This window comes from Nonomuraea marmarensis (assembly GCF_043197025.1).
GTDB lineage: Bacteria > Actinomycetota > Actinomycetes > Streptosporangiales > Streptosporangiaceae > Nonomuraea > Nonomuraea marmarensis.
Genome location: NZ_JBICRM010000017.1, coordinates 26,286 through 43,685 on the forward strand (window position 1 = coordinate 26,286; position 17,400 = coordinate 43,685).

At 72.4% G+C, this 17,400-nt stretch carries 12 protein-coding genes; 5 read left to right on the forward strand and 7 right to left on the reverse strand.

Annotation, left to right across the window (positions count from 1 at the left end):
* Position 1: 1 nt before the first annotated feature.
* A complete protein-coding gene (locus ACFLIM_RS26400; RefSeq protein ID WP_393169840.1) occupies positions 2-748 on the reverse strand; it encodes an IclR family transcriptional regulator in 747 nt (248 codons plus the stop codon).
* Between the two features lie 101 nt (positions 749-849).
* Between ACFLIM_RS26400 and ACFLIM_RS26405 the strand changes: the two genes are divergently transcribed.
* Complete coding sequence (locus ACFLIM_RS26405) at positions 850-1,671, forward strand: fumarylacetoacetate hydrolase family protein (RefSeq protein WP_393169842.1); 822 nt, start codon at positions 850-852, stop codon at positions 1,669-1,671.
* A 16-nt stretch (positions 1,672-1,687) separates the two neighbouring features.
* Positions 1,688-2,788: an FAD-dependent monooxygenase gene (locus ACFLIM_RS26410; RefSeq protein WP_393169844.1), complete on the forward strand. Its 1,101-nt coding sequence runs from the start codon at positions 1,688-1,690 to the stop codon at positions 2,786-2,788.
* On the opposite strand, the gene ACFLIM_RS26415 is transcribed toward ACFLIM_RS26410, so the two are convergent.
* From ACFLIM_RS26415 to ACFLIM_RS26435, 5 genes are read right to left on the reverse strand one after another with little or no spacing between them, the layout of a single operon-like run.
* A complete protein-coding gene (locus tag ACFLIM_RS26415) occupies positions 2,776-3,729 on the reverse strand; it encodes a winged helix DNA-binding domain-containing protein (RefSeq protein ID WP_393169846.1) in 954 nt (317 codons plus the stop codon). The two genes, ACFLIM_RS26410 and ACFLIM_RS26415, sit on opposite strands and share 13 nt — an antisense overlap.
* Before the next feature lie 7 nt (positions 3,730-3,736).
* Positions 3,737-5,842, reverse strand: coding sequence for a DUF3488 and transglutaminase-like domain-containing protein (locus tag ACFLIM_RS26420; RefSeq protein ID WP_393169848.1), 2,106 nt, complete (start codon positions 5,840-5,842; stop codon positions 3,737-3,739).
* The gene (locus ACFLIM_RS26425; RefSeq protein ID WP_393169850.1) at positions 5,839-6,912 is read right to left on the reverse strand and encodes a DUF58 domain-containing protein; all 1,074 of its coding nucleotides are present in this window, start codon (positions 6,910-6,912) and stop codon (positions 5,839-5,841) included. Before ACFLIM_RS26425 ends, ACFLIM_RS26420 begins: the two co-directional genes overlap by 4 nt.
* Complete coding sequence (locus ACFLIM_RS26430; protein ID WP_393169852.1) at positions 6,912-7,931, reverse strand: AAA family ATPase; 1,020 nt, start codon at positions 7,929-7,931, stop codon at positions 6,912-6,914. The genes ACFLIM_RS26425 and ACFLIM_RS26430 overlap by 1 nt, the downstream gene beginning before the upstream one ends.
* A 13-nt stretch (positions 7,932-7,944) precedes the next feature.
* A complete protein-coding gene (locus tag ACFLIM_RS26435) occupies positions 7,945-10,038 on the reverse strand; it encodes a fibronectin type III domain-containing protein (RefSeq protein WP_393170122.1) in 2,094 nt (697 codons plus the stop codon).
* Between the two features lie 156 nt (positions 10,039-10,194).
* Between ACFLIM_RS26435 and ACFLIM_RS26440 the strand changes: the two genes are divergently transcribed.
* The 3 genes from ACFLIM_RS26440 to ACFLIM_RS26450 all read left to right on the forward strand — a co-directional run bounded on the left by ACFLIM_RS26440 (position 10,195) and on the right by ACFLIM_RS26450 (position 16,064).
* Complete coding sequence (locus ACFLIM_RS26440; RefSeq protein ID WP_393169853.1) at positions 10,195-11,391, forward strand: hypothetical protein; 1,197 nt, start codon at positions 10,195-10,197, stop codon at positions 11,389-11,391.
* Entirely contained in the window at positions 11,391-12,779 is a 1,389-nt protein-coding gene (locus ACFLIM_RS26445; protein WP_393169854.1) for a hypothetical protein, read from the forward strand. The genes ACFLIM_RS26440 and ACFLIM_RS26445 overlap by 1 nt, the downstream gene beginning before the upstream one ends.
* 78 nt (positions 12,780-12,857) lie before the next feature.
* Positions 12,858-16,064, forward strand: a complete 3,207-nt coding sequence (locus ACFLIM_RS26450; RefSeq protein WP_393169856.1) for a chromosome partitioning protein ParA — start codon at positions 12,858-12,860, stop codon at positions 16,062-16,064.
* On the opposite strand, the gene ACFLIM_RS26455 is transcribed toward ACFLIM_RS26450, so the two are convergent.
* The gene (locus tag ACFLIM_RS26455) at positions 16,057-17,331 is read right to left on the reverse strand and encodes a citrate synthase (RefSeq protein ID WP_393169858.1); all 1,275 of its coding nucleotides are present in this window, start codon (positions 17,329-17,331) and stop codon (positions 16,057-16,059) included. The genes ACFLIM_RS26450 and ACFLIM_RS26455 overlap by 8 nt on opposite strands.
* Positions 17,332-17,400: the final 69 nt, after the last annotated feature.

Here is a 17,400-nt window from a genome sequence, read left to right on the forward strand (position 1 = left end):
GCTAGTCTGGGAAGCCGGTCAGGGACCGTTCGGCTTCGTCGATCGCGCGTTTCAGTTCCCCCGCGAACAGCTCCACCGCCCCGAACCGGACCGAGGGCACCGCGATCGACAGTGCTGCCACCGCCGTCCCACGGCCGTTGCGCAATGCCGCGCCGATCGCTGAGACGCCCTGTTCGGTGCCGTCGATGTTGAGTGCGTACCCGCGAGACCTGATCTCGTCGAGTTCGCGGGTCAGGGTCGCGCGCTCCTGGCCGGGCAGGTCCGGGTAGAGGGACCAGAGGCGGTCGCGGGGCAGGGCGGCCAGCAGGGCCTTGCCGCCGGAGGCCTGGTGGGCGGGCAGGATCGTGCCTCTCCTGTCCCCCACGTGCAGGATCTGCGGGGATTCCACGCTGTCCAGGAAGCGCACCTCGGTGCCGACCCTGACCATGAGGTTCACGGTCTCCATGGCCCGCGCGCACAGCGCCTCCATCGCGGGTCTGGTCCTGGCGCGCAGCTCCCGCAGAGCCGAGCCGCCCGCGTCCGCCTGCGCCGAGGCGAGGAACGGCCCCGGCAGGTACGTGTGATGCTCGTCCTGGACGGCGAAGTCCCGATAGACCAGCATCGCCAGCAGGCGGTGTGCGGTCGATCGGGCGATGCCCAGCTCCCTGGCGACGTCGGAGACCTTGAGCCGTCCCTGGTCGCGCAGCATGTGCAGGAGGAGCAGCACGTTGTCGACCGAGCCCAGTGCGTACGCGGGCTTGTTCTTCATAGCAGAATGCTAGTGCAGGGCACAGAATTTCCTCTTAGCGTGGCCCTTATGAAGTACCGGGCCGTGTTCGAGGGTCCGCATGATCATCGAGAGGAACTCGTGTGAAGCTCGCGACGTTGCGACTGCCTCGCCGTACGACCGCCGCCCGCGTCGACGGCGACCACGCCGTGGAGATCGGCGCGCCCGACGTCGGGACGCTGCTGGCCGATCCCGGGTGGCGCGAGGTGGCGGCCGCCGCCGACGGGCCCAGGCACCCGCTGTCCACGGCCGACCTCGCGCCCGTGGTGCCACGGCCCGGGAAGATCATCTGCGTGGGGCTCAACTACCGCAACCACATCCTGGAGATGGGACGGGAGCTGCCGGAGTATCCGACGGTGTTCGCGAAGTACGCGGAGGCGCTGATCGGCCCGTACGACGACATCGTGCTGCCCGCCGTCTCGCAGGCCATGGACTGGGAGGCCGAGCTCGCGGTGATCGTCGGCACGGAGGCGCGGCACGTGTCGCCGGAGCAGGCTCCGGCCGCCATCGCGGGCTACTCGGTGTTCAACGACGTGACGGCGCGCGACTACCAGAACCGTACGCTGCAGTGGCTCCAGGGCAAGACCTTCGAGGCCAGTACGCCCTTCGGCCCGTACCTCGTCACGCCCGACGAGGCCGGCGGGTCGATGACCATGCAGTGCGAGGTGGACGGGGAGGTGATGCAGCAGGCGGACACGGCGGACCTGGTGTTCGGGCCCGCGCGGCTGATCTCGTACCTGTCGGAGATCCTCACGTTGCGGCCGGGTGACGTCATCGCCACGGGCACCCCCGGAGGCGTCGGGCACGCTCGCAAGCCCCCTCGGTACCTCGCCGACGGCAGCAAGCTCGTGACGCGGATCGCGGGGGTCGGGGAGCTGGTCAACACGGCGCGTCGCGATGGCTGACCTCGGGAGAGCGTTCGTGAGTGAGGTGGTCGTCGTCGGAGGCGGCATCGGCGGGCTGGCGGCGGCGTTGGCTCAGGCCAGGGCCGGGCGGGCGGTCCGGCTGCTGGAGCGGTCGGCCGAGTTCGGCGAGGTCGGCGCGGGGTTGCAGCTCGGCCCGAACGCCACCCGGGTGCTCGCCCGATGGGGCCTGCTCGACCGGGTGGTCGCGGCAGGTGTGCTGCCTCGGCGGCTGGTGTTCCGCGATGCCCTCACCGGTGAGCTTCTCACGCATCTCGATCTGGGCGAGGAGTTCCGGGAGCGCTACGGGGCGCCGTACGTCGTGGCGCATCGCAGCGATCTGCACGCCATCCTGCTCGAAGCGTGCGCCGAGGCCGGGGTGGAGCTGCTGAACGGGCGGCACGTCGAGCGGGTGGCGACCGAAGGCGGGCGGGCGCGGGCGTACTGCGCGGACGGGTCGGTGCACGAGGGCAGTGTGGTGGTGGCGGCGGACGGCCTGCAGTCGGGGTTGCGGGCGCAGTTAGTGGACGACCAGCCGCACAATTCCGGATTTGTCGCTTATAGGGGTACGTGTCCGCTTCCGGAGGACTTCAATACCGATGAGGTGGTCGCGTTCCTCGGGCCTGACTGTCACTTCGTCCAGTACGCATTACGCGGTGGCGAGTTGCTCAACCAGGTGGCCGTGTTCCGGGGTCCCGGGGAGCTGGAGGCGGCGTTCGACGGCTGTTGCGACGCGATCGGGAAGGGGCTGCCGCACCTGTGGCGCGACCGCCACTGGCCCATGCTCGACCGGCCGCCCATCGGCACCTGGGTACGGGGCAGGCTCGCGTTGCTGGGGGACGCCGCCCACCCGATGCTGCAGTACCTGGCCCAGGGCGCCTGCCAGGCGATCGAGGACGCCCACGCCCTGGCCGAGCAGTCGGCGGACGGGGACTGGGATCGGGCGCTGGCCGCGTACCAGGAGGTCCGGGTACCCAGGACGGCTCGCGTGCAGGACACGGCGCGGTTGTGGGGGGACATCTGGCACGTGGACGGGGTGGCCAGGGTGCTGCGTAACGAGCTGTTCAGGACCAGGGACCTGGCGAGCCACGACTACGTCGACTGGCTCTACGGCGTGTGATCGAGGAAGCGGCGTACGTCGGCGATCTCGGCGTCGAGCAGGCCCTCCGGGAGCTCGTCGAACGGCCGCACGGTCACCTGTGACACTTTCCTGGCCCACACTCCCCTGATCGCCCCGCCCACCAGCACGACCGGGCGCAGGACGCCTCCCCCGGGGAACACCTTCTTGGCGTGCTCGGCCGCCAGGATCGGGTCCCGGCTGCGCCAGCCCATCAGGTATTCGTCGAAGGCGGGCGCGAGGCGTACCACCGGCTCCTCCTCGGCGGGCGGCGGCCGGTCTTCCGTGAGGCGCCAGGCCGCGCGGGACTCGCCGAGCGGCAGGCCCGACCAGGCGGCCAGGTCCTCGGGGGTGGCGGGGTGGTGGGCGCGGCGGTAGCGGATGGCCAGCTCCTTCAGCGCGCGTTCCCTGTCGGGCTCGGGCACGATCGGGGCGCCCAGCCAGTCGGCGGCGTGCACGTAGGTGGGCTTGCCGGCCCGGGGCGGGCCGAGCACGGCCAGACCGTGGTACGCGGCCAGCGCCACCAGGTGCACCACGCCCTGGCCCCGGGCCCGGCCTGACAGGCTGTCCTCCAGGTCGGCCTTGGTGAGCGGGCCCTGGCCTTCGAGGGCCCGGCCGATGAGATCGAGCAGGTCGTCGCCGGTGACGCCTTCCTCATGGAGGCGGCGCAGGGTGTTCGTGTGGCGTCTCGTCAACGCGTGCATCCAGGTCAGGTCGTCTGCGTGCACGAAGTGGAGCGTGCCGCGCGGGCCCCAGGTCCTGACGATCTCGCGGGACCGCCAGGCGGCGTCGACGTCGGCCGGGGTGAGGGTCGCGGAGCGGGCGCGGAAGGCGAGGAGCGCGGCGGGTACGTCCTGGGCCTGCATCGCGCCCAGGCTCCTGACGATCTCGGCTGCGGTCAGGGCCTTCGGGCGGTGCAGGAGCTGGGCCTCGACGCTTCTCATGCGGGAATCATCGCAGGAGGAGGCGGTTGCGCAGGCGGGTGGTGAGGGGGGTTCGGGTGCGTACGGCTCTGCGGATGGCGTCACTGCGTTGCCAGGCGGCGGTGGCGGCGTCTTCGGTGACGGCGTCGGGGGCGTAGCGGACGTAGTTGGAAATTTCGGCGAGTGGGCGGAGGTGGGTGGATATTTCGTCGTTGTGGCGGGTGCGAAGGTGGCCGCCGTGCCGGGTGTCTCCGTCGTGGCGGGTGATGACGTCTTCGGCCGTCAGGGCGTACTGACCCTTCAGGCCCAGGTCGTCGCAGGTCTGCCACCATGCGCCGAGCACCCGCTGCTCGGGCCCCTGCGCACGGCGGCGGGTGCGCCTGCGCCACCACGGCAACGCCACCACCACAGCCGCGCATCCCACCAGCAGCACCCCGCCCGCCACCGCCGCGATCAGCCACGGGGACGGGCCGCTCGCGGGCTCCTCGCCGTTGCCCGTGGCCTGTGGCTTGGACGTCTTGGGCTTGTCGCTCCCGCCCTGGCCGAACTCGCCCTCCAACTGCTCGCTCTCCTCGATCGCCGAGGACACGACGTCATGGTCGTCCTTGGCGCCGCTGCGGTCCGGCGTCGGATAGAACGGCCGCCAGCCCAGCTTGTCGAACTTGATCTCCGCCCACGCCATCACATGGCCCGATTTAACGTGATAAATCCCGCCGGAAGCCTGCCCCGGCCTGAACCCCACGACCACCCGCGACGGCAGCCCGAGCGTCCTGGCCATGAGCGCGAACGTGGTCGCGAACTGCTCCGACGTGCCCCTGTGCGTCGTCTGCAGGAAGAACTCCAACCCCTTGAGCGAGTGGCCGGGCGGGGCGGTGACGTCGTAGCCGGCGTTGGTACGCAGGTAGCTCTGCAGCCGGTACGCCTGCTTGATCGGCGCGTCGGCGCCCTTGGTGGCCTCCTGGGCGAGCCTGCGGAACAGCTGCTCCTGAGGCCCGGCGGGGAACGCTGTCAGGTTCGGATCGTGCACCGGCGTGGCCGCCAGCAGTTCCTCCTTGGAGGGTTCGGCCACGAGCGAGGTCACCTCGTAGCTGAACCCCTTGGCCGGCTTGGCCCCGGCCAGCAGCGCCCCGCTCTCGGGATCCACCGCCAGCCCCCGCACGCCGCTGACCTCCTCGGGCCGCTCGGCGGCCGGCAACCACGTGCCCGGCAACCCGTCGAACGTCACCTTCTGCCGTACCGTCTCCGTCTTGCCCGTCCAGTCGCCGTCCGGCACCCGCCCGCCGGTCGGCTGGAAGCGCGCGCCGGAGGTCCAGCGCACGCCGTCGTACCGGTCGAGCACGGCCAGCCGCCAGTTGAGCGGCTTGTCGGCCTTGACGGTGAACAACTCCCTGTCGGGAATCTGCAGCCACGCGGAGACGCGGTCGAGCGGGCTGACGCTGTCCACGCGTACGGGCGGGGGCAGGTCGGCGTTGTCGCGGGGGTTGTACGGCTGCCCGGCGATGGGCAACAACGGGCCCGCGACCAGCGCCAACGCGGCCAGCGCGGCGGCGGCCGGGATCCCGGCGAGCAGCCACACCGGGGGGCGGTCGTCTCTCAGCACGGCCAAGGCGGCGATGAGCACGAACAGGGCCGCCGCCACCGGGAGGTTCGAGCCTTCGCCGTCCACGCCGAGGAGGAGCGCGACGCCGTACACGATGATCGCGGGGATGGCGGCGGCGATCCTGGTCCTGGTGCGGGCGAGGGTCTCGGCGCCGATCGTGGCGGCGGCCCAGACGAGCGTGTGGACCAGGACCAGGAGCTGCGGTTCCGGCTGGGCGGGAAGGAGGGTGGTGAGCAGCGCCTGCCACGAGTTCGCCACATCGGCGAGGAGGGTGGGCTGTAGTCCCTGGTAGAGGGGGATGGTGCCGGCGAGCCAGACGACGACGTCGAGCGCGAGGGCCAGCCACAGGGGCCGCCGCGAGGTCAGCGCCGCCACGAAGGCTGGCGCCAGGGCGGCGGGGACGACCGCGAGCAGCAGCTCGGTGCCGGGGAAGACGCGGTGAAACCCCCAACCGGCGACGCCTGCGACGGCCGCCACGACCGCCGGCCCGGCCGGCCGCCGCCAACCGCTCGGCGTCTCGCGGTGGTGGGTCATCGGGAGCCCCACGTGAGCGGGAGCGCGTCCAATGAGGTGATCGGCAGGACCGTGACCCCCGGCACGCTGACCGGCCCCGGGCCCACGTACACGCAGATGACGCGGTCGAAGCGGCGTCGCACCCCCGCGGCGCGCCCGGCCTCCGAGGGGTCCGCAGTGACCAGCACCAGGGAGCCCCCACCCCGGGCCAGGCGCATCGGCTCCGTGACCCCGGCCGTCCCGGCCCTCACCAGGGCCAGGCGGTCCAGGAGGGTTTCGGGGTTGGTGTCGGGGAAGGGGCCGTCGCCGGTGAGGACGCGTACCGGGAAACCCGCCTTGGCGGCGGCCAGCGCGACCGAGGCGGCCGCGTCCACGGCCAGTTCCGTCAGGTCGCGGGTGTCGAGCACGACCGTGGTGGTGGGCAGGCTCGCGTCGATGAGCTGGCGGACCATGAGCGTTCCCGTGCGGGCGCTCGACCGCCAGTGGACGTGGCGCAGGTCGTCGCCGACGACGTACTCGCGCAGGGTGTGGAAGGTGACCGTGCCGCTGGGGGCGTTGTCGCTGGTGGGGCCCTCCAGGTGATGGGCCCGGCCGGATGGGGGGACGGGGAGGGCGACGGTGCGGGGGCGTACCAGGAGGGTGGCGGGCAGGCCGTACCGCCTGACTCTGCGCGTGAGGCCGAACGGGTCGGCGCGCACGAGCAGCAGCGGACCCACCGGGATCTCGCCGCGGACGTCCGTGGGCAGCGGGTACGAGACCGCGCGGGCGGCTCCCCTGGGCAGTCTGGGCAGGTCGATCGTGTGCTCGGAGGTGGAGATCCGGTCCTGGGCGCGCAGGCCAGACAGGCCCCGGCGGCCGAGGTTGGAGACGTTCAGCACGGCCACCGCGGCGTCCCCGCGCGGCACCTTCAACGGCGTGACCTCGCGGTGGACCTCCAGCCTGGGCTTCGGAGCGGTCCACGCGAGCGCGGCCGCCACAGCGAGCAGGCCACCGGTGGCGAGCACGACGGGTTCGGGGTAGCCGAGGGCGAACCCCGCCGCGTACAGCACGAGGGAACCGGCGAGCGTGCCCCATCCCAGCGGAGTCAGCACTATGCCGCCTGCGGCACCGGTATCCCGGCGAGGATCTCGCCGAGCACGGTCGCGGCGGTGACCTCGCGCAGCTCGGCCTCGGGCGTGAGGATCAGGCGATGCGCGAGCACCGGTACGGCCAGCGCCTTCACGTCCTCGGGCACCACGTAGTGCCGCCCCGCGGCGGCCGCCTTGACCCGGGCCGCCCGCAGCAACGCCAGGCTCCCCCGAGGGCTGGCGCCGAGCCGCAGATGCGGACTGGTACGGGTGGCCGCACACAACGCGACGATGTAGTCGTAGACCGGGTCCGCCACGTGGATCCGCGAGGCGAAGTCGATCATCCCGGCCACGTCCGACGCCCGCGCCACCACCGGCAGCCGCTCGACCTGCGGCCCCGTCGGCATGCCCTTGAGCACCTCGACCTCGGAGACGTGGTCGGGGTACCCGACGGAGATCTTCATCAGGAACCGGTCGAGCTGCGCCTCGGGCAGCGGGTACGTGCCGTCCATGTCGACCGGGTTCTGCGTGGCCACCACCAGGAACGGCCTGGGCACCGGATGCGGCTCGGCGTCCACCGTGACCCGGCGCTCCTCCATGACCTCCAGCAGCGCGGCCTGGGTCTTCGGAGAGGCGCGGTTGATCTCGTCGGCGAGCACGATGTTGGCGAAGACGGGCCCCTGGTGGAACTCGAACTTCTGGTGCGCCTGATTGAAGATCGACACGCCGGTGATGTCGCTGGGCAGCAGGTCGGGCGTGAACTGGATACGCCGCCACTCCGCGTCCACGCTGGCCGCGACGGAGCGGGCGAGCGTGGTCTTGCCGGTGCCCGGCACGTCCTCGATGAGCAGGTGCCCCTCGGCGAACAGGCAGATCAGGGCCAGCTCGGTGGCCTCGTGCTTGCCGCGGATGATGCGCTCGATGTTGCCGGCCAGCAGCTGGAACCGCTGGGCGAACTGGCCGGCCAGCTGCTGCGGCTGTTGCGGCTGCTGGTACGGCTGCACGGTCTGCTCGAACTGGTCCTGGTAGTTGTACTGGGTCAACTGAGTCCCCTTCTCAGTCGGTGCACTCGAAGAGCGGCCCCTCGGGGAAGCCGCCGTCCGGAGTCGCCACCAGAGTGTCGCTGAGCCAGCCGTTGCCGTACGACGTTTCGACTTTGTTCCAAATGTCGCTCGTGACGCCGTCTTGCTTCTCCGTGACGGACTGGCCCTTGACCTGGCAGATCACCGTCACCGTGATGTACTGGCCCTGCGGGATCTTGCCGACGTTGTCGTCGCCGTTCTTGGCTGGAGCCGGCCGGATCAGGGTGTTGGTCTGGTCGTTGTTCTTGTTCTTGTACTGCTGCCTCGGATACGCCAGGTCCACCTCGGCCGTGGCCACGTCCGGGCTCTCCCCCGCCGCGTTCCTGGCCTTGAGCCTGAACGTGTGCTTCTGGTTGTTCTTCAGCCCGTCCACGGTGAACGACGTGCCCTTGATGCCGTTGCTGGTCGCGGCGCCGGTCAGCTCGTACGTGACGCCGTCAGCGCCGTTCTCTGGCGCGCTCCAGCTCAGCTCGGCGCCCCGGTTCCTGGCCTTGGCGGCGAAGCCGGACGGCGAGCCCGGCGCCACGCACGGCTTGGCCCCGGCGCTCGGCTCCGACTCGACCTCGCCGCCCGACCAGTGCGCGACCACCACGAACGTGTACTCGTTCGCGCAGTCCCCGCCCGTGAACTCGAACTGGAACGGCCCCTCCGCGGCCACCGACTCAGGCACGGAGCTGCCGCCGCCGGTCGTCTTCAGCGTGTACCGCTCGACCTTGCCGCCGGTGGACGGGCTGAAGCTCACCGTCACCTTGCCGGGACCCGACCTGGCGCTCACGGCGCCGGGCGCGGACGGGGCGCTCGCCTCGGGGGTGGGCGTCCGGCTCGGCCTCCTGGTCGGCTCGCGCGTCGGCTCGACCTCACGCGTGCGCGTCGGGCGCGGCTCGGTGCTCGTCTCGACGGGGTCGGGCCGGGTGCCGGTCGGCGTCGGATCGGGGCGCTTGGGCTTGGGCGTGTTGGTCGGCCCTGGTACGTCGGAGTCGTCCTTGTCGATGTCGTGCTTGCGGCCCTCGGGGTCGATGACGACGGCCTTGTCGCCGTTCTCGTCGTTGGCCCAGAGCAGGCCGTCCTTGACGAACACGTCCACCGGGCCGGGTTCCTGCGCCACCTGGAGCGTGGTGGGCTGGCCGCCGTCCGCGCTGTCCCAGACGATCAGCGAACCGTTGCCCTGGTCCGGCACGTACACCTTCGAGCCCAGCACCTGCGGCACCCCCAGCTTGGCCGCGTCGTCGGTGGCGAACTTGGTGCTGAGCACCGAGTTGGACCCGGTGTCGATCACCACGAGCAGCCCCGAGTCCCCGGACGCCAGCACCGGCACCAGGGATCCCTCGGTCATGGCCGGGGTGAGCGCGCCGCCCTTGGCGGCCTGGGCCACGCCCTTGGGCAGCGTGATCTCGCCGACGCCGCCGTCGGCGCCGATGATCGTGGCGGTGGCGGCCCGGGTGTTGACCACGACGGGCAGGCCGCCGGCGATCGTGACGGACAGCTCCTCGCCCGGCTCGCCGACCTTGACCGGGCTCGCCGCCACGCCCTGGGACACCGGCACGACCTCGCCCTTGGCGGTCACCGGCACCCATAACCGGCCGCCGCCGTCGATGCGGGCCGCGCCGAGCGGTCCCGGCAGGGTGATCGGGGCGCCGACGGAGTTGAGGGTGGCCGGGTCGATCTGCTGGATCTTCCCCGCCGCCGGTTCCACGGCGTACCCGGCCGTGCCGGACACCGCCAGTTGCAGCCCGGCCGCGCCGAAGTCGCGGGTCTGGGCGACGCTGAGCTGGCTGGGCTCGATGCGGCTGACGTAGCCGGTACGGTCGTCGACGAGCAGGACGTTCCCGCCGTCCTGCACGACGCGCAGCTGCCTGCCCGCCTTGTCGTTGAGGTAGCCGTCGACCTCGCCCGACAGGCCGTTGACGTGCACGATCTTGCCCTTGGCCGCGGTCCAGAGCCAGGCGCCGACGTCGGCCAGCTTCGGATTGGCGCTGGACACGCCCACGCCGAACCACGCCGCCGCGGCGACCAGGATCGCGGCCACCACACCGGCGATCAGCGCCGTGGCTCGATCGCCTCGGAGCATGCGCACCCGTCACTCATCCCGTATGTACGATTACAGAGCGTTCGTCCCCGTGTTATCGGGCATCACCCTAGCGCTCAGCCATCCCTTCCGCGTGCGTACTGGCTGGTAGCCGCATTGGTTCCCAGAGTGTCGGTGGGAAGCCGTACCTTGGTGCCCGTGTCCGAACAGCCCCTGACCCTCGACGCCGTCCTCACCGACGAGACGGTCCTGTCGACCTACCGCCGGATGTTCGCCGCGCTGGCCCGCGACAGCGGGGCGGTGGTCGACGATCCGGCCCTGGTCGACATCGCCGAGACGTTGTTCGCGGCGTTCGCGGAGGCGGGCGAGGAGTGGCTGACGCACGAGCAGATGCGCTTCGCCTGCCGGGCCTATCCGGGTGACCAGTTCGACAACCGGCTGCGGGTGCTCAAGGGGCTGGGCGCGATCAGGGAGGTGTTCCCCAAGCCCAACCAGCTGCGTTATCGGGCGTCGTTCACCAGTGTGGTGGGGTTGATGTTCATCCGGCGGATGATGTCCGACGGCGGCCAGTCCGAGATGCACCGGTTGCTGGCGCTCGAAGACCTCAACGTCGCCGACCCGCGCACCACGATGGAGGAGGCCAGGCAGAGCGCCGTCAACCTGGCGCGGGCATTCCGGCTGTGGGCGCTGGAGCTGATCACGCTCACCACAGGCACGATCGAGGAGTTGCGCGAGCAGGCGCCTAAGTTGTGGGGCACCGAGGAGATCGCGCGGCGCGCGCAGGGGTTGCACGGCACGATCCTGACCCGCTGGCCGGAGCTCGACCGGGTCTGCACCGACCTGCGGGCGGCGATCTACGCCTACAGCGACGCCTCGCGCCGCGCCGCCGGGCGACTGGCCGACTCGGCGGGCACCACCCGCAACCTGACGCTGCTGCCGACGGAGACGTGGCGCACGTTCGCGCAGACGGCGTCGAGGGAGCGGCTGGCCTCGGTGCTCGACGGGTTCGTCTTCGACGCGCCCGCGCCCTGGCACGACCCGGCCGCCATCGCCCGCGCCGTCGACGAGGCTCCCCGTCCCGCCCCCGCCCAGCCCACTCCCCCGCGCTCCAACCTCCCCGACCCCGGTCCTGACGACTCGCTCGACTCCTCGCCCAGCGCCGCCGTGGAGCGGCTGACGCAGGTGGCCGAGTCGCTGCTCGGCGACGCTTCCCGGGTGGCGCTGGCCGATGTGCTCGGCTCCGACTGGCCCTCGGCCCGCCGCGTCCTGGCCGACCTGACGACCATCGACCTGCGGCCGGAGCTGCCCTATCGGCTGACCTGGTCCGACGAGCTCACGATCGATCCGGCGCGCGAGCCCGCCTGGCTCTCCCACGGCTACCTGGAGCGCACCTGATGCCCCCTACGACCCCCGCCGACGACACCAGCGAGGCCCTGCCGCCGGGAGCCGCCCACGTGTCTGGGGCTTCCCTCCCGCAGGGAGCCGACCGGCCCGACGCGTCCAAACCGGCTCGCGCGGCGGGAGGCGCCCGGAGGCGGGGCCGCTCCGAGACTGCGGCCGGCGGGGCGGTCGCTCATGCGGGGGCGCGGTCGGGCGGGCCGCTCTACGTGGGTGCCGGTGTCGCCGCGCCGCCCGGGATGGTACGCCTGACACGCCCCGACTCCACCGGGCAGGCCCTGCCGGTGTGGCCCGATGGGGTGACGCCTTCGCTCCTGGACGAGTACCAGGTCGCGCCCGTCGCGGTGGAACGCTCCGGCGAGACGCGCAGGGTGCTGGCCGCCGTGCTCAAGTGCTGCTGGAGCGACCTGTCCGTGGATCCGTGGCCGGGCGATCCGGCGCCCGTGGAGCTGGTGCTCGACACCTACCGGGCGCTGATCGGCCGTACCGACGATTTGATGCGCAACTGGGCGATCGGGGCGCTGCGGCGGCTGCACGACTCGGCGTGGATCGTCCTGGGCGACGGTGTGGTCGTCCTGGGGCCGCGCTGCGCGCTGTGGCCGGTCGAGTCGCACGCGCAGTTGCAGGAGCTGGTCCGCCGCCTGCCCGAGCCCGAACGCCCCGAGCTCACCGTGGTGGGCGACGCCGACATCGTGGCCGCCGCCCAGCCCACCGAGACCGTCCCCGATCCGGCTACGGGGCTCGGGGGCCGGGTCGAGCCGGGGGCGGTGGAGTTCGACGATCTGCTGGGGGCTTATGACGAGCGGCGGCGGGCGGAGCTGGTGGCGGCGTTCATGGTGGTGGAGCATGCGGCCGAGCCGGTGCAGGAGGTGCGTTTCGCCGCCCTGCGCGACCCGGCGCTGCGTCACACGCTGAGCGAGATGCTGGCGCGGCGCGGGCGCACCCTGATCCAGCACCGCGAACGCTGGACCTCGGGCTACGACGACACGGTGACCGCCGATGTGTCCGACCGCGAGACGTCGCTGGGCGTGAGTGAGCGGGCGGTGCTGACGCTGGTGCTGGTGCACTCCGTGGCGATCCCGAGGGCCGAGGGTCTGCTGCCCGAGGATTCCTGGTTGTCGCCGCACCCCACGCAGGTGGACGAGCTGCGCCGGCACACCCAGTTGCCGATCGGCGAGCTGGAGGCGGCGTTGCGGACGTTGCGGTACGCGGGGCTGCTGGCCCAGGTGAAGGCCGGTGAGGAGGCGGGCGGCTACGTGCCGGGGCCGCAGTTCCACCGGCTCACTCCGGCCGCTCGGCGGCGGCTGCAGGAGGAGCTGATCCTGGCGGCCGGGCCGAACACGCCGCTGGCGACCGCCGTACGAGCTCGAAGATCGGCGACATGAGCGCGCACCCGCGCTCGCGGGGCGGACAGGTCGGCGTCATGACGGATGAAAGGTTTACGGGGGTAAACGGTGTCGCAGATGGAGAACGTCGTCGGGGACCGGGTGCTGATCGCCGTGCAGGCGGTCAACATTTCGCGGCTCTCGACCCATCCGGTGCCCACCGTCCCCGGCACGCTCATCGTCGTGGCGGGCGCGGGGCCGAAGGACTCCAACGGGGCCGGTAAGTCGTCGTTCATCGCCTCGATCACGGCGTTGCTCGGGGACGAGCAGTGGCGCTTCGCCTCGGGCGCCAAGGCGGTGTCGGAGCTGCTCTTCAACGCCGAGCTGGCCAGCGGCGCCGGAGCCCGCCAGTGGGCGAGCGCCGACCACGGCTACATCGTGGGCGTCTTCGGCCCACCGGGCATGGACGACTTCGCCTCGGAGGCCCTCGACAGCACCGCCGTCGGCAACGGCACCAGCATGGGCGCGGGTGTGGGTGGCGGGGAACTGGTGCTCGGTGGTGAGACCGGCGAGGAAGGGTTGAGCGGGGAGCTGTTCGAGGTGCCCGATACCTCCGGTGGGGCGGTCACCGTGTGGCTCAAGGTCAACCAGGAGGCGCCGCACCTCGAGATCCGCTGGCGGGAGGGGGTGCAGCTGGCCGCTTCCCCGTCCGAGGCCGAGCGGGTGGCGCGGGCGGATGAGATCTGGGCGTCGCTGCCGAAGTCGGCCGGCCGGCGCGACGTGGTGGCCCGCGACCTGACCAAGGTGCTCTACGGCGACCGGGTCAGGTGCGTGTCGTTCCTGTCCACGTCTGTCCGTAGCAAGGTCGCCACCAACCTGCTCTCCCAGCCGCTCAACGAGATCTCGCCCGAACGCGTCTTCGAGGCCATCGCCGCCCTCACCGGCCTCGACGCCGAGCTGGAGCAGGAGCGGGAGGCCCGCCGCGACGAGCACGCCAAACGGGTGCGGGCGGCGCAGGCGGGCGACCGGCTGGCGGAGTTCGAGGCGGAGTCGAAGGCGTTGCTGACCACGTTCGACCGGCGTGATCAGGCGAGGGTGCGCCTGGCGGACGCGTTGCGGTGCTGGCGCGGCAGGCAGGCGCGCAAGCTGGCCGACGCGGCGGGCAAGGACGAGTCGCTGGTCGCCGACCTCCAACGACACCATGCGGCCGGCGAGGCGGCGGCCGAGGCGATCGCCCTGGTGAAGGCGGAGATCGCGACGCTGCGGGAGGACACGCTCGACAGGCAGGTCTCGCAGGCCCGCAAGGAGCTGGCGGCGCTGCAGGCGAGGGCGGCCAAGCTCGACGCCGACCGCGCCGTGGCCGAGAACTCCGCCGACGAGCTGCGCGGGCTGATTCCCGCGTTGGAGGAGACCCGGAGGTTCGGCGACGGGCGTGACGTGCCGACGGCCGAGCGGGAGCTGGGAGAGGTCCGGCTCCGGCTCAACGAGGCGCTCAAGGCACTCGGGGTGGCCGACCAGGAGGTGTCCTCGGCCCAGGCCGCGCTCGACGACGCCGAGGGCGGGCCGGCGGCGGCCCAGCTCAACGCCCTCGCGGCGGCGGGCATCGGCGCGACGGGCCTGCTGGACGCCCTCGACGTGGCCGAACAGGCCCGGGACTCCGCCCACACGAGCCCGTCGTCCGGCCACACCGCCCGCCCACAGGGTGACGCGGTGGCCGTCGCTGACGGAGACGCTGGGGAACGTGGCGTCGAGGAGCTGGCCGCCGCTCTGAAAGCGCGCTACGGCAAGGCGCAGGGCACCGGTCCCGACGGCGTCGCCCACATGGTGGGTGAGTTGCGGGGGTGGCCGAACGAGCATGCGGTGATCGTGGATTCCGCGCAGCTCGACGCCGCCGCTGCCGCGCTGGCCGAGTTGCCGGGGTCCGTGCTGGTCAGTGCGGCCGGGGTGAGCGTGGTGGGGGCGTTCGACGGGGTGGCGACCGGGCGGGAGGCTCGGATCAAGGCCGCCGAGCAGCGGCTCAACCGGGCCAAGGACGTTCAGGAGGGGGCGGCGCAGGCCGTACACGATGGGGAGGAAGCCGTCGCGGAGGCGCAGCGGCGGCTGGAGGGGGCCCAGGCCGGGGTGCGGCTGGCTGAGCTGGAGGCGAGGCTGGGCGAGCGGCGGGCCAGGCTGGGCGAGCTGAACGCGGCGATCGAGGAGCTGGCGCCCAAGGTCGCCGAGGCCGAGCGGCAGGCCGGGGCGCTGGATTTCCGGGCCAGGACCAGGGACATGGAGATCGAGCGGCTGGAGGGGCGGCGGCAGCGGCACGAGGGTGAGCGGGCGCAGGCGCGTGACCAGGAGGCCAGGGTCGGCGCCGAACGCGAGTCGCTCAAGCTCGACGCGCTGGCCGCCGACTGGGGCGGCACGGTCGAGACGGCCCGCGAATGGCTGGCGGAGTTGCCCGAGGATGAGCGGCCGCGCGCCGCCGAGGAGTGGTGGCGGATCGCCGAACGGCACTTCGACCAGGCGTTGCGCGACACGTTCCCGGAGGAGGACGCGGAGATCCCGGAGGAGCTGCGGTTCCTGCTCGCCGAGCGGGGTGGGAGCACGGCGCGGGAGCAGGCGACGTTCGCGGCGGTGTGCGGGGCGCTGGCCTCCTATCTGCGGGGCCAGGAGGAGTACGAACGCCACCAGCGGCGGCAGATCGAGGCCCAGGTCGGGTCCAGGCAGCGCGACCTGGCGGCGGCCGCCAGGGGTGCCGAGGAAGCGGCGCAGTCGACGGCCGTGCACCGGGCGGCGTTGACGGCGGCGATCAAGTCGCGGCTCACGCGGGTGGCCGAGGAGTTCGAGAAGCTCGACACGTCGTACGGCGGGTACGGCGCGACGCTGGAGTTCCCGGTGCCGCCCGCGCCCGCCGATCCCGAGCAGCGGTGGCAGTGGCGGGTCACGCCGAAGTGGCGGCGCGGGGAGGGGCAGGGGTACGTGCCGTACAACCGGCGGGCCAACACCGCCCTCATGGACGAGAAGGCGGTCAAGCTCGTGTGCGCGGCGGCCATCGCCTCGTCCGGGGGCGGGCATCTGTGCCTGGTGCTGGACGAACTGGGGCGAAATCTGGGCAAGGAGCATCGCCGGGAGGCGGTGGCGCTGTTCAGGAGGATCGGGGAGACGTACGGGATCACGGTGATCGGGGCCCTGCAGGACGACATGGAGCCGTACGCGATCGATGCCTGCGGGCAGTACATCAAGTTGCGGCGATCGTCGGACGCGATGCCCTACAACGAGCCGCCGGTGATCGTCGGGCACGACCAGCATGCCGAGCGGGTCCGCGCCCTGGCCGCGTATGTCGAACGGACCGTCGTCACTTGATCGAGGGGCCCGTGTAGGAGGCGCGGAGGCGGAGGAGGGTGCCGCGTTCGTACTCCTCCATCGCGTGGGCCAGCCATCCCGCCGCCCTGGCCACCGCGAAGATGGCCTCGCCCGCGCCGCTCACCATGCCGCTCACCGCGGTGAGGGTGGCGAGGGCGAAGTCGACGTTGCGCTCCGGGAGCCGTCGCCTGCGCATCTCCGCCAGCACGGCCACCCCGGCGGCGATCCGCTCATGCCCGGGGGCGGCCTCCTTGACCAGGTCGAGCAGGAAGGCGCCGCGGCCGTCGCCGTTCTTGTAGACGCTGTGGCCGAAGCCGGGGATGCGTTCGCCGCGGCGTACCCGCTCGGAGATCGCCCGTGCGGCCTGGCGCGGCTCGGCGACCTCGGCCAGGAGGCGCTCGGCGCCGTACGACGCGCCGCCGTGCAGCGGGCCGCCGAGCACGCCGAGGCCGGTCAGGACCACCGCGTACGGGTCGGCCTTGGCGGAGGCGGCGACCCTGGCGGCCAGGGTCGAGGCGGCCAGCTCGTGGTCGGCGAGCAGGACGAGGGCGGCCTGCACGGCTTCGAGCAGGGCGGGGGTGGCGGGGCGGGGGCACAGGCGGGACCAGAGGCGCTCGGCGATCGACTCGCCCTGGGGGTCGCTGAGCCGCGGCAGGGCGTCGACCAGGCCGGAGATCAGGCGGCGGCCGGCGGCGGCCACCGAGGCGGGGTCGAGCTGGTAGCGGAGGGAGTCGGACGCGCCGAGGACCGTGGTGATCACCTGGAGGCGGTCGAGCGGGAGCAGGTCCTCAGGGAGGTCGCGCTGTGCGGCGACGGCGGCCCGCAACGCCTCGGGCTCGCCCCGCCAAGGCGACGACCGGCCGTGAGCCCTCATGCCCGGCTCGCCCCCGGCCCGGCCGGAGAAGCCGGAGCGCGGCGAGTCGGCGGAGGGTCCTGATGCTTGCCAGAGGGCGGGGTCGCCGGTCCAGAGCCACGCGGCGACCGTCTCGAAGTCGCTCGCTCTGGCCAGCTCCAGCACGTCGATCCCCCGGTAGTACGGCCGGTCCACGCCGAGTGCCGTGATCGACGACTCGATCACCAGCTCCGGCGGCTGGCTGCGCGGGCGCCCCCGCCGGGCGAGGCGTTCGATCTCCTCGGCCGAGAAGAGGCTGCGGCGCCCGTCGTCGCTGTGCCGCCGCTGCAGCACCCCCCTGCTCACATACGCGTAAAGCGTGGCGGGTTTGACGCCGAGACGTTCGGACGCCGTCGCCGCGTCGATCCACTCCACCGCCGCTGAGCCTCCTAGGTTGATGAAAATCAATATTGATCCATGTTGAGCGAGCATGTCAACGTGAGG